This window comes from Nevskia ramosa DSM 11499, from assembly GCF_000420645.1.
Classification (GTDB): Bacteria; Pseudomonadota; Gammaproteobacteria; order Nevskiales; family Nevskiaceae; genus Nevskia; species Nevskia ramosa.
Map to the genome: position 1 here is coordinate 913,392 of NZ_ATVI01000005.1, position 25,550 is coordinate 938,941.

A 25,550-nucleotide genomic window follows, 5' to 3' on the forward strand; every position below is an offset into this window, starting at 1 on the left:
GGATGTTGCCGGTTTTACCGATCGTTCAAAGCTCGCCGCTCAGGGGGCCGTGACTTCAAAGGCGCCAATGTCGCAGATTGCCGTTCCGTTGCCATCGCCGTCCTGAGGACGTGCCACGCGGCGCTGGTCGCTGCTCGGGCAAGCGCCTACCGCGGCATCGATGGCGGTGCTGCCTGGGCGCAGGGCAAAGGTCGGTGACTGCCAGCCATTCAGCGCCAGCGGATACAACTCGGTCACGAAGGTGTCGGTATTGAGTACCAGCAAGGTGGTTGCGCAGTTGCCGGAGTCGGTGCCACGCAGCAGGCCGACCTGCGAGAACTGGGCGCCGGTGCCAGTGCTCAGGCAGTTCTGATCAAGCTGATCGACGCCATTGTCCGGATCCGCGGTCAAGCCGTTGCCGGCGATGATGCTGTTGGCGATCGCGATGCGGCCACGATTGACCAAGCCGTAGATTTCGTTGCCCGCGATGGTCACGTTGACCAGACGTGCCGCTACGGTGGGGCCGTCGTAACGTCCGCCGTTCTCGACGGCGGCGACGCCGCTGTAGGGTTCGTGGTTGGTGTTGCCGCTGACCGTGCTGTTCTCGAGGCGCAGCTGGCCGCTGCCGGTATTGAGGATCGCGGCGCCGGAACCGTTGACCGAAACAGCGTTGTTTTCGAAGCTTGCGCGACGAATATCGGCCGTGCCGCTGTTGTAGATCGCGCCGCCGAGACCGCTATCGTCGTCATCAGATGCACTGTTGCTGCTAAAGCGGGCATCGCGAACGGTCAGGCTACCCTTGTTGTAGATGCCGCCGCCGGCGCCGAAGCTGCCTTCGCCTGCTGCCGAGCGATTGCCATCGATACGTGAGGTATCGATGTTCAGCGTGCCCTCGTTCCAGATGCCGCCGCCGGAGCCTGGCGCGAACGCGGCGCTGGAGAGATTGCTCGACACGCCGCAGAATTTCAGGTTGAGCGTGCCGCCGGCATTGACGTCGAGGCCGCCGCCGCGGAACGGTTCGCGGCCGTTGCGCACGGTCAGCTTGCTGAGGGTGGCCACTGCGCCCGGAAGCACTTCAGCGACGCGATCAATGCGGCCGGCATCGATGACAGTGACATCCATGCCTTTGCCGAGGATGGTCAGCGTGCCCTTGATGTCGAGATCGCCGTCGACGTTGTTGTCGTCATCGACGAGCGGATCCTCGACCTCCGGATTCTGCTGCGGCGCGATGCTGAGCGTATAGGTGCCGGCGGCGAGAATGATCCGGCTGGCACCGGGTGTCTGGTTGGCAAGCTGTACCGCTTCACGCAGCGAGCAGTCGCTGTTGCAGCTGCCATCCAGGCTGTCGGTGAACTTGGTCACCACGATATCGGCGGCCAATGCGGCCTGCAGTGGCAGGGCGGCGGTGGCGACCAGCAGGATGCTGGCGCTGTGGCGCACGGCAGTGACGAGATGCTTGTTCATGTTTTTCCCCCGAGTGATTGCAGAGGCCGACGTTGCGGCTGATCTGCTGGTGATGGTCAGCGGCTTGTCTTGCCGTGCTGCTGCCCGACCAGCCTTTTAACGCGATTCTCATAATGGCGGGAATCGGTGAAAACACCTATGGCAGCTCGCAGCGCAGGCTGACTGACAGCATCTGCATCATCGAGATCCGCCGATCTTGGCGCTGATCACGTTGATCATCGGGGCATCGCGCTGCTGGTCCGAGTGCCGGAGGCTATGCAGGGGCGGTTCGGCAGATAGTTGGTTGAAGCATCCGGATCGCGAAACAATCCGGATGTTGCACTGACTTGGTTCGACCAGATCAGAAACCCCGATCAGGGCTTCGTGCGCTCGTAGGAACCAAGATCGCAGGCGATGATGCCGTCACCATTGCCATCACGCAGCCGGATGACGCGACGCTGATCGGTGAACGGGCAAGCACCAATGGCGGCGTCGACGGCAACGCTGCCTTTACGCAGTGCGAAGGTCGGCGACTGTCCGTTGTTCATCGCCAGTGTGTGCAGCACGGTCACGAAGCTGTCGGCATTGAGCACCAGCAATGTGGCCGCACAGTTGCCGGTGTCCGTGCCGCGCAGCAGGCCGACCTGCGAGAACTGGGCGCCGGTGCCGACGTTCAGGCAGTTCTGATCGAATCCATCGACGCCAGTGTCTGGATCCTCGACAGGGCCGTTGCCAGTAATGATGCTGTTGGCGATCGAGAGCCGGCCACGGTTGGTCAGTCCGTAAATTCCATTGCCAGCAATGGTGACGTTCACCAGCCGCGCCGACATTGTCGGTCCATCGAAAGAATAGCCATTCTCTACTGCCGCCGAGGGCACACTCTCTCCGCCGGCACCGTCCTTAGTACTGCCGGTGAAGGTGCTGTTCTCTAGTCTCAGCTGGCCAATACCTGTATTGAGGATCGCGGCACCGGAACCGATAGCCGAAACCCGGTTGTTCTCGAAGCTCGAGCGGCGGATGTCGGCTGTCCCACTGTTGTAAATCCCGCCCCCGAGGCCGCGGTCGTCGTCGTCAAAGGAACGGTTGTCAATGACGCGGGAATCGCGCATGGTCAGGTTGCCCTGGTTGTAGATTCCGCCTCCAGAACCGAAGAAGCCTTCACCCGCCAATGAGCTGTTGCCGTCGATGCGCGAACCATCGACATTCAGCGTGCCCCCATTCCAGATGCCGCCGCCGTGGCCTGCTACAAAGGCGGCACTCGCAAAACTGTTCGACACGGCGCAGGAACTCAAGGTGAGCGTACCGTCGGCATTGACATCGAGACCGCCGCCGCGGAACGGTTCGCGGCCGTTGCGCACGGTCAGCTTGCTCAGTGTCGCGACGGCGCCCGGCAACACTTCGGCGATGCGATCAATCCTTCCGGCATCGATGGTGGTGACGTCGATACCGCGGCCGACGATGGTCAGCCGACCCTTGATGTCAAGATCGCCATTGAGATTGTCGTCGTCATCGACCAGCGGATTTTCCGACGCTACGTCGTTGTAGATCGGCGCGATGCTGAGCAAGTAGGTGCCGGCAGCAAGAACGATCCGGCTGGTGCCCGGAGTCTGGTTGGCGAGTTGAACCGCTTCGCGCAGCGAGCAGTCGCTGTTGCAGCTGCCATCGAGACTATCGGTGAACTTGGTGACCAGGATGTCCGGATTGGCGGCCAATGCTGCCTGCAGCGGCAACGTGGCTGAGGCGATCAGCAAGCCGCTTGCGCAGTGGCGCATGGCAGTGACAAGACGCTTGTTCATGTTGTTTCCTCCCGAGTGATGCAGAGGCCGGACGTCGCGGCTGCTCTGCTGATGATGGCCAGCGGCTGATGACTGCGCCGCCGCCGAACAAGCTTTTAGCGCGGTTTATGGGAAGCGGGGAGCGTAGGAAAATGCCTGCTGCGGATACATCAAAAGTTCAGGGCTGCGTGCGCTCGTAGGAACCGAGATCGCAGGCCGCGATGCCGTCGCCATTGCCGTCACGTGGGCGGATGACGCGTCGCTGATCGCTGCTCGGACAAGCACCAACAGCGGCGTCGATGGCAACGCTGCCTTTGCGCAGCGCGAACGTTGGCGACTGCCAGTTGTTCAGTGCCAGCGGATGCAGCACGGTTACGAAGCTGTCGCTGTTGAGCACCAGCAAGGTCGTTGCGCAGTTGCCGGTATCGGTGCCGCGCAGCAGGCCGGCCTGCGAGAACTGGGCGCCGGCCCCTTCGTTCAGGCAGTTCTGATCGCGTTGGTCATCGCCGTTGGACTCGGGTTCCATGAAGCGCAAGCCATTTCCGGCAATGATGCTGTTGGTAATCGAGATGCGGCCGCGGTTGATCAGGCCCGTGGCAGGATTGCCGGCGATGGTGACGTTCACCAGTCTCGCCAAGGCCGTCGCTCCCTCCAGGCTGCGGCCATTCTCGATGGCGCCGGCCGTCTGCTGGTCCGAGAAGGCGTTGGTGTTGCCGCTGAGCGTGCTGTTCTCGATTCGCAGCGTGCCGGTGCGGACATTGAGGATGGCGGCCCCCGAACCGCTGCCCGAAACCTGATTGTTCTCGAACGTGGCGCGGCGAATGTCGGCGGTGCCTTCGTTGTAGAGGGCGCCGCCTTCGCTGGTTTCGCCTTCATCGGTCGCGCGGTTTCGAATGAAGCGTGCATCGCGTACGGTCAGGCTGCCGAGGTTGTAGATGCCGCCGCCAAAGCCGTGACGGGATTCGGCAGCTGCCAGATTGCCGTCGATCCGTGAGGCATCGATGCTCAACGTTCCGCGGTTCGCGATGCCGCCGCCAGTCGCGTTCGAGATGTTGGCGAACGAAACGTTGCCGGTCACTCCGCAAGATTGCAGACCAAGCGTGCCGCCAACGTTGACGTCGAAGCCCGAACCGCCAAGCGCTTGGTATCCATTGCGGACGGTCAGCTTGCTGAAAGTGGCGGCTGCGCCGGGCAACATCTCGGCGATGCGATCGATGCCACCGGCATCGATCATGGTGATGTCCATGCCGCGGCCAACGATGGTAAGCGTGCCTTTGATGTCGAGATCGCCGTTGAGGTTTTCGTCGTCGTCAATGAAGCCTTCCGAGCTTGGGTCGGGGTCTTCATCGGGCAGGATGCTCAATCGGTAGGTACCGGCGGCGAGAACGATCCGGCTGGCGCCGGGAGTCTGGTTCGCGAGCAGCACCGCCTCACGCAGCGAGCAATCGGCGTCGCAACTGCCATCGAGACCGTCGGTGAATTTGGTGACGATCAGGTCGGGGTTGGCAGCCAATGCAGGCGGCAATGGCAGCAGCGCGACGCCGAGCAGCGCGCTGGCGGCACAGTGACGTGCCCTTGCGGCTAATCCGATGATCATGTTGCTTCTCCCGAATGGGTGCGACACGGCCTTCTGATGCTCCAGCAATCTTGCAGGCGGCCCGATCAGCGATCCCTCACCGATCTACCGACGGTTGAGCGCGCTGCCCAGCTTGTTCGCAGCTTGCCTTCGTGTCTGTCGAGAGATTGTGAAAACATTTACAGCTCGCTCCAGCGCGCGTTGCCGTCCGCTGCCGGCCTCGTCGAGATAGCGCAACTGGAGATACAACGCCAATACCGGCATCAGCGTCGGCGCCAGTTCCGGACGCATTGCGATCACTCTCGAGACGTAATCGCGTGGCCCTTCGTCATCACCTTGAATCAGACCGATGCGCGCAAGCTTCTGCTGCAGGCGATGCCAGGCGCGCTGCGCAGCATCGACAGGCCGATGAACCCGCGCCTGCTGCAGCAGCAGCCAGCCAAGACCGGTCAGCGCGACAGTGATCAGGATAGTCAGCGCCAGGATCATGTCGTGCCAGTCGCCGAGCCCGAAGCGTTGCAGGAAGTCGGCTTGCAGTTCCGGGCCATAGCCGAGCACCCAGTGATTCCACTGCGCGTTGGCCCAGTCCCAGCGGGCCTGCAGATTGAAGCGGAAACCCTGGCGTTGGGTCGGGTCGAGGAAGGCGGGGAGGTCGGTGTCGCTCAAGGCGCTGCCGATGCCGCGCTCGACTCTTTCCGGCGCTACCGCCGCAGTGGGATCGACGCGCTGCCAACCGCGGCCGGCCAGCCAGACTTCGGTCCAGGCGTGGGCATCGCTCTGGCGGATGATCCAGTAATCGCCGATTGCGTTCGGTTCGCCGCCCTGGTAGCCGGTGACGATGCGCGCGGGAATGCCGGCAGCGCGCATCAGTACTGCGAAGCTGGAGGCGTAGTGCTCGCAGAAACCGCGCCGGGTGTCGAACAGGAATTCGTCGACGCTGTTCCGGCCCAGGCTCGGCGGCCGCAAGGTGTAGCTGTAGTCGCCGGTTCGAAAGCGCTGCAGCGCGGTGCTGACGATCGCGGCATCGTTGAGCCCCTGATCGCGCCACTGCCGGGCCAGCGCCTGGGCACGCGGATTGGAGTTCTTCGGCAGTTGCAGCATCTGCGTTCGCAGCCGGTCCGGCAGCCGGGTTTGCAGACGGTATTGCGGATGCGAACTCAGCCGATAAAGCCGCCGATCGCGAAGCTCGCCCTGGGTCAGCACCAGTTGGTAATCGGCGTTCAGGCGAGCGTCCGATGGCAGGCCGACTCGTGACGGCAGATCGAGCGCGAACAGCCAAGGCGTGCGGTTCGGCTCCAGCACCACTTCGTAGCTGTAGGCCGGGCCGGACAGTTCGGCGACCGGGTCCTCGGCTTCCGGTGGGCGAATGCCGCTGTCCCACTTGCGGCCGTCGAAGCGGGCGAAGCTGGGCCCGCGCCAATAGCGTTGGCTGGCCGGCGGCACGGCGCCCTCGAAGCGCACCCGGAAGGCCACCGCTTCGGAGTTGATCAGGCTGGATATCTCGCCGGGCGCCATCGAGTCCGACAGACCCGAACGCGCGGCACCAGCATCGGACGGCAAACCCCAGATCGGCCCGGGAATGCGTGGGAACAGCACGAAGATCAGCAGCATCAGCGGCAGTGCGCGCAGCACCATGCCGCTGCTCATCCGCAGGCTGTCGCGCAGCGGCAAGGCGCTACCCGGGTGGTTGGCGTCGATCAGTACGCCGGTGATCAGCGCGGTCATCACCAGCAGGTAAGCCGCTGTCCACAGCTCCTGCGAAAACAGGAAGTGGGTGATCAGCATGAAGTACATCAGGAACACCATGACCATCGTGTCGCGGCGCGCGCGTAGCTCCGTGAGCTTCAGCGCGGCCATCACCGTGATCAGCGCGACTCCGGCGGTCTGGCCACTGACCCGGCCGAAGCTCGCGTAAACGCCGGCGAAGGCGCCGAAGGTCAGCAGCACGCGCATCCAGCCGGGCAGCATCGGCCAGCCGCGATAGGCAGCGGCCGTACGCCAGGCGACGATGCCGACCACCAGCATGGCGGCCCAGATCGGCAGACGTTGCAGATGCGGTGCCAGCAGCAAGCTGAGCACCACCAGCAGCCGCAGCAGCGCGGCGCGGGGCAGCAGATCGGCGATCGTCGATGGCTTCTTCTTCGCCATGGTGATCAATGCAGCGCCAGCGCCGCGAGGCAGGTGTGCCGATGTTGAGCCCCTAGCGCGGGCGACACGCTGCCACCAGGCAGTCGCAGGCCGTATTGACGTTGTGCGGCATCGGCATCGAGCACCCAGCGGCACAGCTGGGCCAGGCGCTGTTCCGGACCCCAGGACGCTGGCAGCGTCTGCCAGTCCAGCCAGAGTTCATCGGCCTGGTTGTCGCTGAACAGCTTGACCAGCGGCTGCGGATTCCGGGCCAGGCTTTTCCAGTGGATGCTGCGCAAGGCATCGCCGGCCTGATAGCTGCGCAAGCCGCTGAACTCGTCCGGCCCGGGGCGCTGCGTGGCCCATCGGCCGTCATCGCCGTGACCGCTGGTTTGAGGTGCGGTGCCTTCCGCAGCCGGCTTCGGATAGATCAGGCAGGCCAGGTCCAGCTCGACCCAGGTCCAGGCGTGAAACAGGCCGAGCGGAAATTCCGTGGCCACCGCGAAGCGCGGCGCCGGCAGCCAGCCGCGTTTCGTGCTGGCCAGCGCCAGACTCAGCGTGGCGCTGCTGTCGGCCGACACATCGGCATAGGCCAGCGGCGCTTGATCCTGCCAGGCGATGGTCAGCGCGTGACGCGGGCTGCGGCTGGGGTTGTCGAGGCGGATCGAGAACTGCGCCGTATCGCCTGCGAACGCAGGTTCCGAGCCCTGCGCGGCAATGCTCAGATTGACCAGATTGCCGTGCGTGTAATGCATCGCCAGCAGGCCGATGCCGGCGAGCAGGAAGGTCAGCGCGAAGGCCATGCTGTTCGAGTAGTTCATCGCCCCGAGCAGCATCACGAACAGCAGCAGGCCGTAACCGTAGCCATAGCGCGTCGGCACGATGTAGACCCGCCGCCGGCCGATCGTCCACGGCCCCGGCACGCGTGGCGTGCGGGTGGCGATCCAGTTCTGGAAGCGCCGGCGCAGTCTGCTCATCGGGTTCATCGCGGCTCCGGAATCCGCGGAGCGGCGAGGCGGATCACGGAATCGCCACCGCCGCCAGAATCTCGTCGGCGATCAGCCGCGTGTCGCCGCGCTCGACGGCGCTCAGGCGATGGCTGGCGACCGAGGCAAACACGGCTTGCAGGTCCTCCGGAATGACACCGGAACGGCCTTCGAGCAGTGCCCAGGCCTGGGCGGCATGTTTCAGCGCCAGGCCGGCGCGCGGGGACAGGCCATGCTTCAGCGCGCGGTGTTCGCGGGTCGCGCGGAGCAGGGCCATCAGGTAGTCGATCAGTGCCGGGCTGGTGCGGACCGTTTTCACCTGCTGCTGGAAGCTGCGCAACTGCGCGGCACCGAGCACCGGCGACAGGCCAGCGAGCAGGTCACGCCGCTCCGGATCGTTGAGCAGCGCGCGCTCGGCATCGCGAGACGGATAGCCGAGCGACAGGCGCATCAGGAAGCGATCGAGCTGAGATTCCGGCAGCTCGTAGGTGCCGATCTGTTCGCCGGGATTCTGCGTGGCGACGACGAAGAACGGATCAGGCAAGCTGCGGGTGATGCCGTCCGAGGTCACCTGCCGCTCTTCCATCGCTTCCAGCAGCGCGCTCTGGGTCTTCGGGCTGGCGCGGTTGATCTCGTCGGCCAGTACCACTTCCGAGAACACCGGGCCGGCGTGGAAGCGGAAGCTGCTCGCCCCCGGCTCGTAGATCGACATGCCGAGAATGTCGGCCGGCAGCAGATCGCTGGTGAACTGCACGCGCTGGAAATGCAGGCCGAAGACTCGGGCCAGGGCCAGGGCCAGCGTCGTCTTGCCGACGCCCGGCGCGTCCTCGATCAGCAGATGGCCGCGGGCGAGCAGGCAGGCGAGGGCAAGCTTGAGCTGACGCTCCTTGCCGAGGACGATGCCGGCAAGGGCGCTGAGGACGGGCTGCAGATCTGGGTTCATGCCACGGCGTGTTGCAGGACCTGGGCCAGTGGCTGACCCAGGCGCAACGTGTCGCCGGCCGCAAGGTTCGCTTGCCAGTCCAGCGCGCCCCGCGGTGCCAGCAACACCACGGTGGAGCCCATGTGGAAGCGGCCCATCTCATCGCCACGAGCCAGCGCCACGGTGGCATCCGGCTGATGGTGGAACGGCGTCGCGGCGCGGCTGTGCGGGGGTGTCAGACGCCCGCCCCAGACGGTTTCGACCCCGCCGACGAACAGCGCGCCGACCATCACCACAGCCATTGGCCCGAACGCGGTATCGAAGATTGCGACCATCCGCTCGTTACGCGAGAACAGCCTGGGCATCGCTCGCGCCGTCGCCGGATTGACGCTGAACAGGCGGCCCGGCACGTAGGTCCACGAGCGCAGCTTGCCGCCGAAGGGAATATGCACGCGGTGATAGTTGTGCGGCGCCAGATAGATGGTCGCGAAGCTGCCGCCGTCGAAGGCTTTCGCGAGTTCGGCGTCGGCCAGCAGTTCGGCAGCCGTGTAGTCGTGGCCCTTGGCCTGGAAGATCCGGCCATCGCGGATCGCCCCGAGCTGGCTGATCCGGCCATCGACCGGGCTGGCCAGAAGGTTCGGGTCCGAGGGCATCGGCCTTGCGCCGCGCTTCAGCGCGCGAGTGAAAAAATCATTGAAATGCCGGTATTCCTCGACCGTTTCCCGCTCGGCTTCACTGAGGTCGATCGGGTAACCGCGCATGAAGGCCTTGATGAACCCGTTCTTGAAGCCCGGGCTGTCGATCTCGGCAATCCTGTACATCAGCGCCGACAGCGCCCGCGTCGGCAGGCAGCGCTGCACGGCGGCGAACAGATGGTCGCCGAGGCTGGCGTCGGAAGCGGGTGCGGTGGTGGTCGTAGTCATGGATCGGAGATCAGTTCGAAGTCAGTTCGATTGGGCGACCAATTTGCGCAGGTCTGCGGCCATCGCATCGGGCTTGAACGGCGGCGTCAGATAGCCGGCCACCTGGCCCTGCGGGTTGATCAGGATCAGCGCGGTCGAGTGATCGACGGTGTAACTATCCGGGGTCGCGCCCGGCACCTTTGCGTAGACGTAGCCAAGGTTCTTGCCCAGCGTTTCCAGCGCGGCATCGTCGCCGGTGGCGCCGAGAAAATCCGGGCTGAAGAACTTGAGATAGCTGGCGATCTTCTCCGGCGTGTCCCGGCCCGGATCGACGGACAGGAACAGGATGCGGACTTTCGCAGCGTCGTCGCCCAGCTTGGCCTGCACGGCTTTCAGCTCGGCGAGCGTGGTCGGGCAGACATCCGGGCAGAAGGTGAAGCCGGCGAACACCAGGGTCCAGTGATGGGCGAGATCGGCGTTGGTGAACGGCGCGCCGGTGGCGCTGGTCAACACGAACGGTTCGATGACTCTCGGTGTTTTCAGCAAGGTGCCGGAGCTGATCTCGACCACCTGCGGACGCAGCAGGAACATCCCGCTGAAGATGCCGCCCAGCACCGCGAACGCCACGATTCCGCTCCAGCGCAACAAGCCATTCGACACGCAGCAACCCCCGTCATGATTGGCGCGGGTCAGCCATGGCCCGCATACTTTGTCGATTATCCCGGCTTTCCAGACTCGATGTCCGATACCGCTGCCATCCCTTCAGCTATCCCCGCCACCCTGGCTCCGCTGACCACCGTGCGCGACCTGATCCGCTGGGGCGCCTCCGAGTTCAACCGTCATGGCCTGGTCTTCGGCCACGGCACCGACAATGCACTCGACGAAGCGTTTCACCTGGTGCTGTCGAGCCTGAAATTGCCGTTCGACCTGCCGGCGGTCTATCTCGAAACCCATCTGGCCGAGGATGAGCGCGCCACTGCGCTGAACCTGCTGCGCCAAAGGGTCGAGACCCGCAAGCCGGCGCCGTACCTCACCGGCATTTCATACTTCTGCGGCCTGGAATTCGAGGTCGACGAACGGGCGCTGGTGCCGCGTTCGCCGATCGGCGAAATGATCGAAGCGCAGTTCCAGCCCTGGCTGCCGCGTGATCCGGAAACCATCCTCGATCTGTGCTCGGGTTCCGGCTGCATCGGCATCGCCGCCGCGTTCGCATTTCCGGAAGCGACCGTCGACCTCGCCGAGATCGACGACGGCGCGCTCGACGTCATGGCCCGCAACATCATTCGCCATCACGTCAAGGATCGCGTTCGCCCGGTGGTTGGCGATCTGTTCGCCCCGGTCGGCAAGAAGCGTTACGACCTGATCGTCAGCAATCCGCCGTATGTGCCAACTGCCGAATGGGCCGCACTGGCGCCCGAGTTCCAGCACGAGCCGAAGCGGGCGCTGGAAGCCGGTGCCGACGGCATGGACATCGTCGAGCGCATCCTCAACGACGCGCCGACCTATCTGACCGACCACGGCGTGCTGATCTGCGAGATCGGCGGTTCCGATGACGAATTCGAAGCCCGCTTCCCCGGCATTCCGGTCGCCTGGCCGGAGTTCGACAAAGGCGGCGATGGCGTCTTCGTCATCACCCGCGAAGAACTCAGCGAATGGCTGCGCGCGCGCAAGCGCCGCAAGTAATCCCCTTCAGCAACGAGCAAAACGATGTCCGGCAATACCTTCGGCAAGCTGTTCTGCGTCACCAGTTTCGGCGAATCACATGGCGTGGCGATCGGCTGCGTCGTCGACGGCTGTCCGCCCGGCCTGGAACTTAGCGAGGCGGACATCCAGCCTGATCTCGATCGCCGCAAGCCCGGCACCTCGAAGTACGTCACCCAGCGCAAGGAAGCCGACCAGGTCCGCATCCTGTCCGGCGTCTATCAGGGCAAGACCACCGGCACGCCGATCGCGCTGCTGATCGAAAACACCGATCAGCGCAGCTACGACTACGACAAGATCAAGGATGTGTTCCGCCCCAACCACGCGGACTACGCCTACACCCAGAAATACGGCTTCCGCGACCCGCGCGGCGGCGGCCGATCGTCAGCCCGCGAAACCGCCGTGAGAGTCGCTGCCGCCGCGATCGCCAAGAAATGGCTGCAGCAGAAATTCGGCATCGAGATCCGCGGCTGGTGCGCGCAGATCGGCGAGCATGCGATGACGGTCAAGGACTGGGCGCAGGTCGAACAGAACCCGTTCTTCTGCGGCGACGTCACGATGATCCCGACGCTGGAGGCTTACATCGATCAGCTGCGCCGTGACGGCGATTCGGTCGGCGCCAGAGTCAACGTCATCGCTACGAAAGTGCCACCGGGTCTCGGCGAACCGGTGTTCGATCGCCTCGACGCCGAACTGGCCTTCGGGCTGATGAGCATCAACGCGGTGAAAGGCGTCGAGATCGGCGACGGCTTCGGCGTGATCAACCAGCGCGGCACGGAAGGCCGCGACGAGATGACGCCGGAAGGCTTCCTCGCCAATCACTCGGGTGGCGTTTCGGGCGGTATCTCGACCGGTCAGGACATCGTCTGTTCGATCGCGATCAAGCCGACATCAAGCATCACCACGCCGGGCAAGACCATCGATTCGGACGGCAACGCGACCGAGATGCGGACGACGGGGCGACATGATCCCTGTGTGGGCATTCGGGCTACGCCGATTGCGGAGGCGATGGTGGCGCTGGTGTTGATGGATCATGCGCTGAGGCAGCGGGGGCAGAATGGGGATGTGGTGGTGGGGACGCCGGATATTTCGCGTTAGGTCGAATGGAACAAAGCACGATGCTTCGAATTAGCTCCTTAGTGCTCGGCATAGTGTCTGTAGTGCTACCGGCAGGATTCTTTGCCTATCAGCAGTGGACTTTTTCGCAATGGGCTGCCGCACAGAAGGGCTTTGTGTGTGGCATGCCATTGCTTGCAGCCCTCGGCGTAGCTGTCATGGCCACAATGGTGCTTTCATCTGTAGCTGTTCTCTTAGGCACTCTCAGTATTCGTCGCGTTCATCCCCCACGCGCTCGTGCTCGCTACATTGAACTCGGTATTCTGAGCCTACCGTTTGTAGGAGGCACGGTTGGGATAGCCTGGTTCTTGTTATGGGAATAAACCGGTGTTCAACCCGACGGCCGCAAGAAGCAACGGCGGATGGTTAGAGCCCGTAGGTCGGGAAAGCGGCTTCATCGCGCATCCCGAGGAGGTCGGTACCGCCTGTTTCCTTGATTCTTTTGGCTGCACCGAACCATTCCGCGCTTACGCGCGGGTCACTTTCCTTGGCGCCCAAGGAAAGTAACCAAAGGAAGGGCGCCCCCGGCGCTGCGTCGACTTGCCGAAGAAGCAGAAGCCGGCAAGTCGATGCCCTGTGCTTCTCGGCCATGGCGGGGCTTTTCGACGCGCCATCCGTGGCGCGGCGAAAAGGCTTCGGCATCCTGCCTCGCCTCCTTCGGAGCCTGTCCGCCATGGCCTGCGATGCTCGGCGCGCTTAAGGGGGTCCAACGTCCACGGCCAAGCAACGACAACAACAGAATCAAAAGCACAGCGCCGCGCGGAGCGCGGCGCTGTGCTGACGTTGCTGTGCTTCGGACGTTATCCCCCCTGCATGCCGCCGAGCATCGCAGCGATCGGAGAGGGACGACCGGCAGGATGCCGGTCGAGCGCTGCCAGGCCATGGATGGCCTGTCGGCGCGGTGCCCCGGAGAGCGCGAGAAGCACAGGGAACCGGAGGACGGCTTTTCGTCCTCCGGCGGCATGCCGCGGGGCGCATTCCTTTGGTTACTTTCCTTGGGCGTTCAAGGAACGTGACCCGCGCGACAGCGCGGAATAGTTCGGTGAAGTCAGACGTGCACGGGATGCAGGCGACACCGAATCTGTCGGGATGCGCGATGAAGCTGCTTTCCCGACCTACGGGCTTCCAACCAAGAACCCGCCCGCCCGCTACCATCCATCCCCACTCGCCAAACCCAAAGCGCCTCCCCATGGCCCTCAAAGCCACCATCTTCAAGGCCCAGTTGCAGATCGCCGACATGGATCGCAACTACTACGCCGAACACGCGCTGACCATCGCCCGGCACCCCTCGGAGACCGACGAACGCATGATGGTTCGCGTGCTGGTATTCGCGCTGCATGCTCACGAACGGCTGGAACTCGGCAAGGGCTTGAGCGACCCGGACGAGCCGGACCTGTGGCGCAAGGATCTGACCGGGCTGATCGAGGAATGGATCGAGCTGGGCCAGCCGGACGAGAAGAACATCATCCGCGCCTGCGGCCGGGCCGGGCAGGTGTTCGTCTACGGTTTCAACCGCGCTGCCGAGCCCTGGTGGCAGACGGCGGAAGCGAAGCTTGCACGAGCGAAGAATCTGTCGGTGCGGCGGATCAGCAGCAGTGGTGATGCCACCTTGACCCAGCTCGCGCAGCGGACCATGCAGCTGCACTGCACGATCCAGGATGGTCAGGTCTGGCTCGGCGACGGCGAGCGCACCGTCGCGGTTGAAATCGCGACCCTGCGCTAGGCTGTCCACTGGTGCGCGCCGGATTCTTCTATGCAGTCGCCGCCTGCTTTGGCTGGGCGTTCGCGTTCATCGGTCCGCTGATCCTTGGTGACTGGCCGGGACTGGCCGTTGCGGCCGGCCGTTACATCGCTTACGGCGCGGCTTCCGTGGTGACGCTCTGGCTGCTGCATCGTCGTGGCCGCACGCGCTTGCGCGATGCAAAGCTGTGGCGGGAATCGCTGCTGCTGACCTTGTTCGGCAACCTGCTGTACTACGCGTTGCTCAGTGTGGCGGTGCAGAAGGCTGGTTACGTGATGCCGACGCTGATCATCGGTCTGCTGCCGGTCACCGTGTCGCTGGCGGCGCGCATCCGCCATCGCCTGCCGATCACGCCGCGCTATGGCTGGGCGCTGCTGCTGATCGCCGCGGGACTGTGGCTGGCGCGGGCGCCGCAGGTCGATGCGGTTGGCGATAGCCATGTGACGAGTAGCGATGAGCTGATCGGCTGGCTGTGCGCTGCGGGCTCGACCTTGCTGTGGACGATCTATGGCGTCATCAATGCCGAGCGTCTGCGCGCGCGTCCCGGCATGAGCGGCATGCAGTGGTCGTCCTTGCAGGGGGCGGCGGCGCTGCCGTTCGCGCTGCTGCTGTTTGCGGCGACCAAGCCGGCAGTGGTGCATGGCTTGAATGACTGGCTGTTGTTCATCGCCGTCAGCCTGTTCCTCGGTCTGGTGACGTCCTGGGCCGCGAATACCTTGTGGAACCTGTCGAGTACGCGCTTGCCGCCGTCGCTGCTCGGCCAGATGATCGTCTTCGAGACCATCGGCGGCATCGCCTATGGCGCGATCTGGACCGGTGCCTGGCCGGCAACCACCGTGCTCGTCGGCACCGCGGTGCTGATCGTCGGCGTGGTCGTTGCATTGAGCGAAAGACAGCCGGCATTGGCGCCGGCCTGAATTGAACTGGGCGGAGCGCAAGCCTGATGGTCGATGCCGTGCATGACGTGATCCTGATCGGCGCCGGCCACAACGGTCTGGTCTGCGCGGCGACGCTTGCTGCAGCCGGCAAGCGGGTGCTGGTGCTGGAGCGCAGCGCCGTCGTTGGCGGTGCCTGCATCACCGAGGAAATTGCACCGGGCTATCGCGCGTCGACGGCCTCCTACCTGATCAGTCTGCTGCTGCCCGAGGTGGTGCAGGAACTGGAACTCGCGCGCCATGGCTATCAGGTGCTGGCGCGCAATCCGTCGTCGTTCACGCCGCTGCCCGACGGCCGTTCCTTGCTGATGGGGCCGGATGAAGTTCTGAACCATCGTGAGATCGCTAAGTTCTCGGCGCGCGATGCGGCGGCTTATCCGCGCTATGAAGCCTGGCTGACACGGATCGCCGAATGCATCGAACCGCTGCTATCGGAGCCGCCGGCCGATCTGCTGCCGCTGCCGGCTTCATGGCGCAAGCGCAGTCTGTTCGCGCGGCTGCGCGAGCTGCGCCGCAGCCGCCGGCTGTATCAAGCGCTGCGCGCGATGGGCGATGAACTGCCGCAGGCGATCGCGCTGCTGACCGGTGCTGCGCGGCCGATCCTCGATCGCTGGTTCGAGTCCGACGTGCTGAAGGCGACCTTGGCCACCGACGCGGTGATCGGCGCCCAGCAACCAATCTCCGCGCCCGGCACCGGCTATGTGCTGCTCCATCACGTGATGGGCACCGCGAGCGGTGCGCGCGGTGTCTGGGGCTATGTCGAAGGCGGCATGGGTGCGGTGACGCAGGCGATGGCGGCAGCGGCGCGCGAGCGCGGTGTCGAGATCCGCTGCAACGCCGAGGTTGCCGAGATCCTTGTCGAAGGCGGGCAGGCGACGGGCGTGCGACTGGCCGATGGCAAGGTGATCCGGGCCAAGACGGTGGTCTCGAATGCCACGCCCGAAGTGACGTTTCGCAAGTTGCTGGCGGCCGGTTCGTTGCCAAAGTTATTTGATGAGGCCGTTGCCCGCATCGACTACGCCAGCGCTTCGATGAAGATCAATCTCGCGGTGTCCGAACTGCCGGACTTCGCCGCGCTACCGGGCAAGGCCGAAGTCGGGCCGCAGCATCGCGGCACCATCCATATCAGCCCGACGATGGAATACCTCGAAGCGGCTTACGACGATGCGCGGCGTGGTCTGCCTTCGACGGAGCCGATCCTCGAACTGACCATCCCTACCTCGGTCGACAAGACGCTGGCGCCGCCGGGTCATCACATTGTCCAGATGTTCGTGCAGTACGCGCCCTACAAGCTTGCCGAAGGGCTTAATTGGGAGGCGCTGCGCGGGCCGTTCGCCGATCGCTGCATCGCCGCCGTCAATGCCTATGCGCCGAACTTCGCCGCGTCGGTGCTCCATCGTCAGGTACTGACGCCACTCGATCTGGAGCGTCGTTTCGCGCTCACCGGCGGCAACATCTTTCACGGTTCGATGGCCTTGCATCAGCTGTTCTCGATGCGGCCGGTGCCGGGCTGGGCGGACTACCGCACGCCATTGCCGGGACTGTGGCTCTGCGGGGCCGGCACGCATCCCGGCGGTGGCGTGACCGGCGCTCCCGGCCGCAACTGCGCACGTGAGCTGCTGCGGACGCTTTGATCGTCGGCTTGCTGTCCCGTGCTCGATTAAGATGCGCGCCTCTTTCGCGAGGAATCTCGCCGTGACCACCTCCGCTGCATCGACCGGCCGCTTGAGCCCGCTGGTCTGGCTCTGCCTCGTCGCCGTCTATTTCGTCTGGGGCTCGACCTATCTGGCGATCCGCTTCGCGCTGGAAGCCTATCCGCCGCTGTTCTTTCCCGGCATCCGCTTCATTGCTGCCGGCAGCGTCCTGCTGATCGTGCTCCGCCTGCGCGGCTATCCGCTGCCGACCTGGAGACAGTTCGGCCGTTCGATGGTCATCGGTTTCCTGCTGCTGAACATCGGCAATGGCGCGGTCGTCTACGCGCAGAAATCGGTCGGTTCGGCACTGGCCGCCACCGCTGTTGCAACGATGCCGCTGTGGGCAAGCCTGTTCGGCGGCATCTGGGGGCTGTGGCCGAAGCCGCTGCAGTGGCTGGGGCTGGCGATCGGCTTCTCGGGCATCGTGCTGCTCAATCTCGGTGGCGATTTCGCGGCCAATCCGCTGTCTGCCGCGCTGCTGATTTCGGCGGCGGTCAGCTGGGCGTTCGGCTCGGTGTGGAGCCGCCGGCTGGACATGCCGGCCGGGCCGATGAGCACGGCCTGCCAGATGTTTTCGGCCGGCGTGCTGTTCCTGATCGCGAGCGCTGCGGCCGGAGAATCCTGGCACTTGGTAACCACGCCGAAAGCGATGGCGGCAGTGGCCTATCTGACCATCTTTGGCAGCGTCATCGCCTTCAGTGCCTACATCTATCTGAACCAGACAGTGTCGCCGTCGCTGGCCACCAGCTACGCCTATGTCAATCCGGTGGTCGCGCTGTTGCTCGGCGCTGCGCTGGCCGGCGAACTGTTCGTCGCCAGCGAACTGGCGGCGATCGTGCTGGTGCTGTCCGGCGTGCTGATGATCGTGCTCAACAATCGCAAGCCGAAAGTGCCGAAAGTTGTTGCCTAGGCCGGCGTGACTTTGAAGCCAGCGCGCGGGAAGTGGACCACGACATCGCCGGCACGTTCGTCGCGACGCTTGATCGCCACCTCGAACACCGAGGCGTGCATCAAGGTGCCGGACACCGCATCGGTGCCGTAGTCGGTGGCGGCGACGGTGACTTTCGAGCCGATGCGCGCGCCTTCCGGTTCCAGCATCGGGCCGTCCAGCGGGAGCAGGCCGCTGGCGTCGCGGGCGAGGGCGATTGCGTCTTCGCCGCTGATCTCGGTCGACTCGCCGTGGCCGAGGCCGTTGATCCGATCGGCCCAGGCCAGCAGCGACTTGAACGGTTCGAGCAGGCCGGCAACGCCGGCGTTGTTGCGGATGAACCAGACTGGGTGATAGGCGCAGAAATCAGCCAGGGTCGGCGCTTCGCCAAGCAGGAACGGTGAAGCCGCGAGCTGCTGATCGAGGCTGTTCATCAGCGGCATGAAATGCGTCTTGCCGAACTCCGGGCCCGGCCGCGAGGCGCTACCGCCGACGAATAGCGCGGCGCGGTCCTTCGAGAACTTGTCCAGGCCGTCTGGCCCCATCACCGCCATCAGCGCCTTGAGGCCGGCCGGCTGGAACACGGTGGGAATCGCGGCGAAGAACAGCGTCTGCTCCAGGCTGGCGAAGGCCGCGCAGCTGGCTTTCGCAGCCAGCGGCACCAGCGGCGGATCAGGATAGAGGCGATCCAGGGTCCGGCAGATCAGCGCGGTATCGCAATAGATGTCACGGCCGATCTGCAGCACCGGCGCCTTGCGATAGCCGCCGGTCAGCGCGATCTGGTCCGGCTTCGGCATCACCATCGGCTGCTGCACCGATTTCCAGCTCAGGCGCTTGTAGCCCAGCGCGGCGCGAATCTTTTCCGCGTACGGCGAAGCCGGGTAGTGATGCAGGACGAGGTCGCTCATGTGCTCTCCGTGTGGGCCGATGCGGAGATCGGTCCCTTGTTTTTATAGGGATATCGCTGCGTTTCCAGCGGCTGCAAAGTATACCGCCGGGTGTTCAGCGAGCCGCCGCGAGCAGATCCAGCAAGGCGCGCGCTGGCCCCGACCGCGTACGGCCGCGATGCCAGACGGCGCCGAGTTCGCGGCTCAGCACCAGTTCCGGCAGTTCCAGCGCCACCAGGGTGTCATCGAGCATCGAGCGCGGCAGCACGCTCCAGCCAAGGCCGATCGCGACCAGCATCTTCAGCGTCTCCAGATAGTTGGTCGACAGCCGGATGCGCGGCGCCACGCCATGCGCCTGCAAGGCAGCGGTGACGATGCGATGGGTGTAGGTGCGCTCGTCCGGCAGCACGGCGGGATACGCAGCCAGCGCCTTCAAGGTCGGCAATCGTTTCGGCTCGGGCTCGCGCAGCAACGGATGGGTCGGGGCAACGACCACCGATAACGGATCGACCCAGATCATCTGCATGCGCAGCGCGTCCGGCGGATCGCGCGGCAGGGTGACGATGCCGAGTTCGAGCCGGCCCTGCGCCACTTCCTCGCAGGCGTCCTCGGAGTCCATGAAGTGGATGTCGAGATCGACATCGGGATAGGCCTGCGTGTAGCTGCGCAGCACTTCGGGCAGCCGATGCAGGCCGATGTGGTGGCTGGTGCCGATCGACAGCCGGCCGCTGACCGCGCCGGACAGATGCGACAGCGCCCGCCGGCCATCTTCGAGTTCGGCGAGCACCCGCCGTGCATACGGCAGCAAGGTGCGGCCGGCGTCGGTCAGGTCGATGCGCCGGCCGACGCGATTGAACAGCGGTGTGCCGAGCGCGGCTTCAAGCGCGGCGATGCGCTTGGAAATCGCCGGCTGCGACAGGTGCAGGCGCTCGCCGGCCTTGGAGAAGGAACTGGCTTCGGCCACTTCAAGAAAGGCGCTGAGGCTGTGGGTATCCATCGATCGTCCAGCTCCGGTTCGGCAGGCCGATATATTCCCATGGCGACTGCAGAACATGAAAACGATTCATTGGAGTAATTGATGTCGTCTCCCTACACTGCGCGCCGAACCCCGATTCCTGTGCTGCGACAGAGCGACCGATAACCATGAACACGCCAAAAACGCTTTACGACAAGCTCTGGGACGCCCACGTCGTCAAGGATCAGGGCGATGGCTCGGCGATCGTCTACATCGACCGCCAGTTGCTCCACGAAGTGACCAGCCCGCAGGCCTTCGACGGTCTGCGCCTGAACAAGCGCATGCCGTGGCGGCTCGACGCGAATCTCGCCGTCGCTGACCACAACGTGCCGACCACCGACCGCAGCCAGGGCATCGCCGATCCGATTTCGCGCACCCAGGTCGAAGCGCTCGACTCGAACTGCGACGAATACGGCATCACCGAATTCCGCATGAACGACGCCCGCCAGGGCATCGTCCACGTCATCGGCCCGGAGCAGGGCGCGACCTTGCCCGGCATGACCGTGGTCTGCGGCGATAGCCATACCTCGACGCATGGCGCCTTCGGCGCGCTGGCGTTCGGCATTGGCACCAGCGAAGTCGAGCACGCGCTCGCCACGCAGACTCTGGTGTTGAAGAAGTCGAAGAACATGCGAGTCACCGTGCGCGGCAAGGTCGCGGCCGGCATCACCGCCAAGGACATCGTGCTTGCGATCATCGGCAAGATCGGCACCGCCGGCGGCAACGGCCACACCATCGAATTCGCCGGTGAAGCGATTGCCGATCTGTCAATCGAAGGCCGGATGACCGTCTGCAACATGGCGATCGAAGCAGGCGCGCGCGCCGGTCTGGTGGCGGTGGACGCGACGACGATCGCCTACGTGCAGAACCGGCCGTTCTCGCCGAAGGGCGAGTCACTGGCCAAGGCGATCACCTGGTGGAACACGCTGCATTCGGACGAGGGTGCGAAGTTCGATCGTGAAGTCGAGATCGATGCCGCCTCGATCCAGCCGCAGGTAACCTGGGGCACGAGTCCGGAGATGGTCTTGCCGGTCGATGGCAAGGTGCCGAATCCGGCCAACGAGGCGGATGCGGTCAAGCGCGGCAGCATCGAACGCGCGCTGGCCTACATGGGCATCCATGCCGATCAGCCAATCACCGATATCGTCATCGACAAGGTGTTCATCGGTTCCTGCACCAACTCGCGCATCGAAGATCTGCGTGCTGCGGCCGGCGTGCTCAGGGGCAAGCGGATTGCCGGCAACGTCAAGCTCGCGCTGGCGGTGCCGGGCTCGGGCCTGGTCAAGCGTCAGGCTGAAAGCGAGGGACTGGACAAGGTCTTCATCGACGCCGGCTTCGAATGGCGCGAACCCGGCTGCTCGATGTGCCTCGGCATGAATGCCGATCAGCTGTCGCCGGGCGAGCGGTGTGCCTCGACCAGCAATCGCAACTTCGAAGGCCGCCAGGGCGCCGGTGGCCGCACGCATCTGGTTTCTCCGGCGATGGCCGCCGCCGCCGCCGTGGCTGGTCGCTTCGTCGACATTCGTACGCTTTCGGGGGGCATCTGAACATGCAAGCTTTCACTATCGTCACCGGCAAGGTTGCGCCGCTCGACCGGGCCAACGTCGACACCGACGCGATCATTCCTAAGCAGTACTTGAAGTCGATCAAGAAGACCGGCTTCGGCCCGTTCCTGTTCGATGACTGGCGCTATCTCGACAAGGGCGATCTCGACATTGACCCGGCCACGCGGCGCAAGAACCCGGGCTTCGTGCTCAACGATGCCAAGTACGCAGGTTCAACCGTGCTGCTCGCTCGCGAGAACTTCGGCTGCGGCTCGTCGCGCGAGCATGCCGTGTGGGCGCTGACCGATTACGGCTTCCGTGCCGTGATCGCGCCGAGCTTCGCCGACATCTTCTTCAACAACAGCTTCAAGAACGGCTTCTTCCCGCTGGCCTTGAAAGAGGCCGAGATCGATGCCCTGTTTGCGGAAAGCGCCAGCGGCAGCGATTTTGCCTTGACCATCGACTTGCCGGCGCAGACGGTGTCGACGCCGGGCGGCCTGAAGTTCAGCTTTGATATCGACCCGTTCCGCAAGGACTGCCTGATCCGCGGCCTCGACGAAATCGGCCTGACCTTGCAGCATGCCGACGCAATCCATGCCTATGAAGCCAAGCGCAGGATCGATGCGCCCTGGCTTTTTGCCTGAGCAATACCGACAAGGAGTCGTCCGATGAATCGTCTGACCCAGCTGCTGTCTTCCGCTGTCTTGAGCCTGTGGGCACTGCCGGTGTTCGCCGTCGGCCCGGAGCCGGTCTGGACGCTGTCCGGCTTCGCCCAGCCGGAATCGGTGGTCTATGCCAAGCAGCAGGATCTGTTCTACGTCTCCAATATCAACGGCGAAGGCACGGCCAAGGACGGCAACGGTTTCATCTCGCGGGTGAGCCCGGACGGCAAGATGATCAAGCGCGAATGGCTCAAGGGGCTGAACGCGCCGAAAGGCCTCGCCTACAACAACGGCTTCCTGTACATCGCCGACATCGACGAACTGATCGTCGTCGATACCGGTAACAGTCGCATTACGGCGCGTTACAAGGCGGCCGGTGCCAAGTTTCTGAACGATGTCGCCGTCGATAGCGGTGGCCGTGTCTATGTTTCGGACACCGGGACCAACAGCATCTGGCGCCTGTCCGGCACCAGCTTCGCCGTGATGCTGAGCAGCCCGAAGCTCGAAGGGCCGAACGGCCTGCTGGTCGAAGGCGGCAAGCTGATCGTCGGCAGCTGGGGCGTCATGACCGGCAACGGCTTCGAGACCTCGGAGATGGGCTATCTGCAGAGCGTCGATCGCACCACGGCGGCGCTGGAACCACGCTTCGCACCGATCCCGTTCGCCAACATCGACGGCCTGGTCAGTGACGGTAAGGGCGGCTACATCCTCAGCGACTGGATGCACGGCAATGTCTACAAGGTTTCCGCAACCGGCGAAGCGAACCTCTGGCTGCTGCTGGAACAGGGCAGTGCCGACATCGGCCTGGGCCCGAACAAGCGGCTGCTGGTGCCAATGATGCTGAACAACGAACTGCGTGCTTACGCACTCGATTGATCGATTGCGAAAGCGGCAATCCCGACCACCACTGAACACGACATGACCCAGAAAATCCTGCTGCTCCCCGGCGATGGCATCGGCCCGGAAATCACCGCTGAAGCTGAAAAGCTGTTGACCGTGCTGCGCGATCGCCACGGCCTCGATGTCAGCTGGACCAGCGCCCCGATCGGCGGCGCCGGCTATGACGCGGCCGGCCATCCGCTGCCGCCGGCGACCCTGGAAGCCGCCAAGGCTGCAGATGCAATCCTGCTCGCCGCCGTCGGTGGTCCGCAGTACGACCAGCTGCCGCGGGAACTGCGCCCGGAGCGCGGCCTGCTCGGCATCCGCGCCGGGCTCGGTCTGTTCTCGAACCTGCGCCCGGCGCTGCTCTATCCAGAGCTGGCCGATGCTTCGTCGCTCAAAGCCGAACTGGTGGCCAATCTCGACATCCTGATCGTCCGCGAATTGACCGGTGGCATCTATTTCGGCAAGCGGCAGACCGGCGTCGAGACCGACTACAAGGTCGGCAGCCAGGTCATTCCGAGTGCCCGCGTGGCCCGCGACACCGAGGCCTATTCGGACTTCGAGATCGCCCGCATCGCCCGCACCGCTTTCGAAGCGGCGCGCCTGCGCGGCAAGAAGCTGTGCTCGGTCGACAAGAACAATGTGCTGGAGTCCTCGCAGCTGTGGCGCGAGGTGGTGATCGAGGTCTCGAAGGATTATCCGGACGTGGCCCTGAGTCACATGCTGGTCGATAACGCGGCGATGCAGCTGGTGCGCGCGCCGAAGCAGTTCGACGTGGTGGTGACCAGCAACATGTTCGGCGACATCCTGTCCGACATCGCCGCCCAGCTGACCGGTTCGATCGGTATGTTGCCGTCGGCCAGCCTCAACGAGCGCGGCCAGGGCATGTATGAGCCGAGCCATGGATCGGCGCCGGATATCGCCGGCAAGGGCGTGGCCAATCCGCTGGCCATGCTGCTGTCGGTGGCAATGATGCTGCGCTACACGCTGAAGCGCAGCGATCTCGCCGATGCCATCGAGGCCGCAGTGCGCAAGGTGCTGGCCTCGGGCCTGCGTACCGGCGACATCGCCAAGCCGGGCGAGGCGACGGTTGGCACCGTGGCGATGGGCGATGCCGTGGTTGCGGCATTGGCCTGAAGCTAATGACTTACCGCGAACATCTGAGGGCGATGGCTGGCTGGAACCGCTGGTGCCACCAGCGTCTGTTCGCGGTCGCCGACGGCTTGAGCGATGAAGACTACCGACGCGATGTCGGCCTGTTCTTCAAGTCGGTGCATGGCTCGATCAACCATTTGCTGCTCGCCGATCTGATGTGGCAGTCGCGCCTCGCTGGCGCGCCGCTGCCGATCACCGATCTGGCGATGGAAGTCGAGCCTGATCGCGCGCAGCTGAAAGTCCGGATGCTGGCGTCGGCGGACGAATGGCTGCGCTACGTCGATGCCACGCCGGACGAGCTGCTGTTCGCCGACTTCGATTACCGCAGTACCGCCGGCAGCGAGCATCGCCTGCCGCGCTCGGTGGCCGTGCACACCATGTTCACCCACGGCGCGCATCACCGTGGCCAGGTTTCAACGGCGCTGAGCCAGCTCGGCTGCGAAGCGCCGGTGTTCGATTTCCCCATTTTCTATTTCGATTACGCGCAAGCGAAGAGTGCCCTTAGATGAGCAAGACGTATGACGTGGCTGTGGTCGGCGCAACCGGTGCCGTGGGCGAGCAGATGCTGTCGATCCTCAAGGAGCGCGAGTTCCCGGTCGGCAAGGTGTACGCGCTGGCGTCCGAGCGCAGCGCCGGTTCGACGGTGAAGTTCGGCAATCGCGATCTGGTCGTCGAAGACCTCGCGACCTTTGATTTTTCCAAGGTGCAGATCGGCCTGTTCTCGCCGGGCGCCAGCGTCTCGGCGATCTACGCGCCGAAGGCCGCGGCGGCTGGTTGTGTCGTGATCGACAACACCTCGCAGTTCCGTTACGTCGACGACATTCCGCTGGTGGTGCCGGAAGTGAATCCGGAAGCGATCGCCGGCTACAAGAAGCACGGCATCATCGCCAACCCGAACTGCTCGACGATCCAGATGCTGGTCGCCCTGAAGCCGATCCATGACGCGGTCGGCATCGAGCGCATCAACGTCGCGACCTACCAGAGCGTGTCCGGCACCGGCAAGGACGCGATCGAGGAACTCGGCCGCCAGACCGCAGCCCTCCTGAATTTCCAGGACGCGGTGCCGAAGGTCTACCCGAAGCAGATCGCGTTCAACGTGATTCCGCAGATCGACGTCTTCCAGGACAACGGCTACACCAAGGAAGAAATGAAGATGGTCTGGGAGACCCGCAAGATCATGGGCGACGAGACGATCCAGGTGAATCCGACCGCCGTCCGCGTGCCGGTGTTCTACGGCCATTCGGAAGCGATCCACATCGAGACCAGGAAGAAGATCACCGCCGCCGAAGCGCGCGCGCTGCTGGAAAAGGCTCCGGGCGTGATCGTCATCGATCGTCATGAAGACGGCGGTTATCCGACCGCGGTCAGCGATGCCTCGGGCCAGGATGCGACCTTCGTCGGCCGCATCCGCGAGGACATTTCCCATCCGCGTGGCCTGAATCTCTGGGTGGTGTCGGACAACATCCGCAAGGGTGCGGCGCTGAACTCGATCCAGATCGCCGAAGTGCTGATCCGTTCGTACCTGTAAGACCTCACGCCGGTCATGCCGGCGTGACGGTTCCCTTGATTCATAAGGTATA

General features: G+C 64.4%; 23 protein-coding genes. 13 read left to right on the forward strand and 10 right to left on the reverse strand.

What is annotated here, in order from left to right; genetic code table 11:
• Positions 1-39: 39 nt before the first annotated feature.
• Positions 40-1,443 carry a CSLREA domain-containing protein gene (locus tag G513_RS0104820; protein ID WP_022975692.1) on the reverse strand — a complete coding sequence of 468 codons (1,404 nt, stop codon included), beginning with the start codon at positions 1,441-1,443 and terminating at the stop codon, positions 40-42.
• Positions 1,444-1,517: 74 nt separating this feature from the next.
• On the opposite strand from G513_RS0104820, the gene G513_RS26365 reads away from it, so the two are divergent.
• Complete coding sequence (locus G513_RS26365) at positions 1,518-1,649, forward strand: hypothetical protein (protein WP_273456632.1); 132 nt, start codon at positions 1,518-1,520, stop codon at positions 1,647-1,649.
• 147 nt (positions 1,650-1,796) lie between these two features.
• On the opposite strand, the gene G513_RS0104830 is transcribed toward G513_RS26365, so the two are convergent.
• The 7 genes from G513_RS0104830 to G513_RS0104860 all read right to left on the reverse strand — a co-directional run bounded on the left by G513_RS0104830 (position 1,797) and on the right by G513_RS0104860 (position 10,337).
• Positions 1,797-3,134, reverse strand: a complete 1,338-nt coding sequence (locus G513_RS0104830) for a CSLREA domain-containing protein (protein WP_169560504.1) — start codon at positions 3,132-3,134, stop codon at positions 1,797-1,799.
• A 241-nt stretch (positions 3,135-3,375) separates the two neighbouring features.
• Complete coding sequence (locus tag G513_RS0104835) at positions 3,376-4,794, reverse strand: CSLREA domain-containing protein (protein ID WP_022975694.1); 1,419 nt, start codon at positions 4,792-4,794, stop codon at positions 3,376-3,378.
• A gap of 84 nt (positions 4,795-4,878) precedes the next feature.
• Positions 4,879-6,921 carry a transglutaminase TgpA family protein gene (locus tag G513_RS21425; RefSeq protein WP_084711387.1) on the reverse strand — a complete coding sequence of 681 codons (2,043 nt, stop codon included), beginning with the start codon at positions 6,919-6,921 and terminating at the stop codon, positions 4,879-4,881.
• Positions 6,922-6,926: 5 nt separating this feature from the next.
• Positions 6,927-7,877, reverse strand: a complete 951-nt coding sequence (locus tag G513_RS0104845) for a DUF58 domain-containing protein (protein WP_051144353.1) — start codon at positions 7,875-7,877, stop codon at positions 6,927-6,929.
• Positions 7,878-7,920: 43 nt separating this feature from the next.
• Positions 7,921-8,829 (reverse strand): AAA family ATPase, encoded by a 909-nt coding sequence (locus G513_RS0104850; RefSeq protein WP_022975697.1) that lies wholly within the window; start codon positions 8,827-8,829, stop codon positions 7,921-7,923.
• Complete coding sequence (gene asd, locus G513_RS0104855; protein WP_022975698.1) at positions 8,826-9,731, reverse strand: archaetidylserine decarboxylase; 906 nt, start codon at positions 9,729-9,731, stop codon at positions 8,826-8,828. Before asd ends, G513_RS0104850 begins: the two co-directional genes overlap by 4 nt.
• Before the next feature lie 21 nt (positions 9,732-9,752).
• Positions 9,753-10,337, reverse strand: a complete 585-nt coding sequence (locus G513_RS0104860; protein ID WP_245563065.1) for an SCO family protein — start codon at positions 10,335-10,337, stop codon at positions 9,753-9,755.
• 111 nt (positions 10,338-10,448) lie between these two features.
• On the opposite strand from G513_RS0104860, the gene prmB reads away from it, so the two are divergent.
• From prmB to yedA, 6 genes are all read left to right on the forward strand, one after another.
• Positions 10,449-11,393: a 50S ribosomal protein L3 N(5)-glutamine methyltransferase gene (prmB, locus tag G513_RS0104865; RefSeq protein ID WP_022975700.1), complete on the forward strand. Its 945-nt coding sequence runs from the start codon at positions 10,449-10,451 to the stop codon at positions 11,391-11,393.
• 24 nt (positions 11,394-11,417) lie between these two features.
• A complete protein-coding gene (aroC, locus tag G513_RS0104870; RefSeq protein ID WP_022975701.1) occupies positions 11,418-12,509 on the forward strand; it encodes a chorismate synthase in 1,092 nt (363 codons plus the stop codon).
• Between the two features lie 1,207 nt (positions 12,510-13,716).
• Positions 13,717-14,250: a YaeQ family protein gene (locus G513_RS0104880; protein WP_022975703.1), complete on the forward strand. Its 534-nt coding sequence runs from the start codon at positions 13,717-13,719 to the stop codon at positions 14,248-14,250.
• A gap of 11 nt (positions 14,251-14,261) precedes the next feature.
• Positions 14,262-15,185, forward strand: coding sequence for a DMT family transporter (locus G513_RS0104885; protein WP_022975704.1), 924 nt, complete (start codon positions 14,262-14,264; stop codon positions 15,183-15,185).
• Positions 15,186-15,211: 26 nt separating this feature from the next.
• Positions 15,212-16,837 carry a phytoene desaturase family protein gene (locus tag G513_RS0104890; protein ID WP_022975705.1) on the forward strand — a complete coding sequence of 542 codons (1,626 nt, stop codon included), beginning with the start codon at positions 15,212-15,214 and terminating at the stop codon, positions 16,835-16,837.
• A 61-nt stretch (positions 16,838-16,898) separates the two neighbouring features.
• On the forward strand, positions 16,899-17,807 hold the full coding sequence (gene yedA / locus G513_RS0104895; RefSeq protein ID WP_028475150.1) for a drug/metabolite exporter YedA: 909 nt from the start codon (positions 16,899-16,901) through the stop codon (positions 17,805-17,807).
• On the opposite strand, the gene G513_RS0104900 is transcribed toward yedA, so the two are convergent.
• Together G513_RS0104900 and G513_RS0104905 are read right to left on the reverse strand one after the other, a co-directional pair.
• Positions 17,804-18,733 carry a glutathione S-transferase family protein gene (locus G513_RS0104900; protein WP_022975707.1) on the reverse strand — a complete coding sequence of 310 codons (930 nt, stop codon included), beginning with the start codon at positions 18,731-18,733 and terminating at the stop codon, positions 17,804-17,806. The genes yedA and G513_RS0104900 overlap by 4 nt on opposite strands.
• 94 nt (positions 18,734-18,827) lie before the next feature.
• On the reverse strand, positions 18,828-19,709 hold the full coding sequence (locus G513_RS0104905) for a LysR family transcriptional regulator (RefSeq protein WP_022975708.1): 882 nt from the start codon (positions 19,707-19,709) through the stop codon (positions 18,828-18,830).
• 146 nt (positions 19,710-19,855) lie between these two features.
• Between G513_RS0104905 and leuC the strand changes: the two genes are divergently transcribed.
• Genes leuC through G513_RS0104935 form a run of 6 tightly spaced genes read left to right on the forward strand, consistent with a single transcriptional unit; the run spans position 19,856 to position 25,498 of the window.
• The gene (leuC, locus tag G513_RS0104910) at positions 19,856-21,274 is read left to right on the forward strand and encodes a 3-isopropylmalate dehydratase large subunit (RefSeq protein WP_022975709.1); all 1,419 of its coding nucleotides are present in this window, start codon (positions 19,856-19,858) and stop codon (positions 21,272-21,274) included.
• 2 nt (positions 21,275-21,276) lie between these two features.
• Positions 21,277-21,915 (forward strand): 3-isopropylmalate dehydratase small subunit, encoded by a 639-nt coding sequence (gene leuD, locus G513_RS0104915; RefSeq protein ID WP_022975710.1) that lies wholly within the window; start codon positions 21,277-21,279, stop codon positions 21,913-21,915.
• Positions 21,916-21,939: 24 nt separating this feature from the next.
• On the forward strand, positions 21,940-22,809 hold the full coding sequence (locus G513_RS0104920) for an SMP-30/gluconolactonase/LRE family protein (protein ID WP_022975711.1): 870 nt from the start codon (positions 21,940-21,942) through the stop codon (positions 22,807-22,809).
• A gap of 42 nt (positions 22,810-22,851) precedes the next feature.
• Positions 22,852-23,952, forward strand: a complete 1,101-nt coding sequence (gene leuB, locus G513_RS0104925) for a 3-isopropylmalate dehydrogenase (RefSeq protein ID WP_022975712.1) — start codon at positions 22,852-22,854, stop codon at positions 23,950-23,952.
• 5 nt (positions 23,953-23,957) lie between these two features.
• On the forward strand, positions 23,958-24,479 hold the full coding sequence (locus G513_RS21430) for a DinB family protein (RefSeq protein ID WP_022975713.1): 522 nt from the start codon (positions 23,958-23,960) through the stop codon (positions 24,477-24,479).
• Entirely contained in the window at positions 24,476-25,498 is a 1,023-nt protein-coding gene (locus G513_RS0104935) for an aspartate-semialdehyde dehydrogenase (protein ID WP_022975714.1), read from the forward strand. The genes G513_RS21430 and G513_RS0104935 overlap by 4 nt, the downstream gene beginning before the upstream one ends.
• The last annotated feature ends 52 nt before the right edge of the window (positions 25,499-25,550 follow it).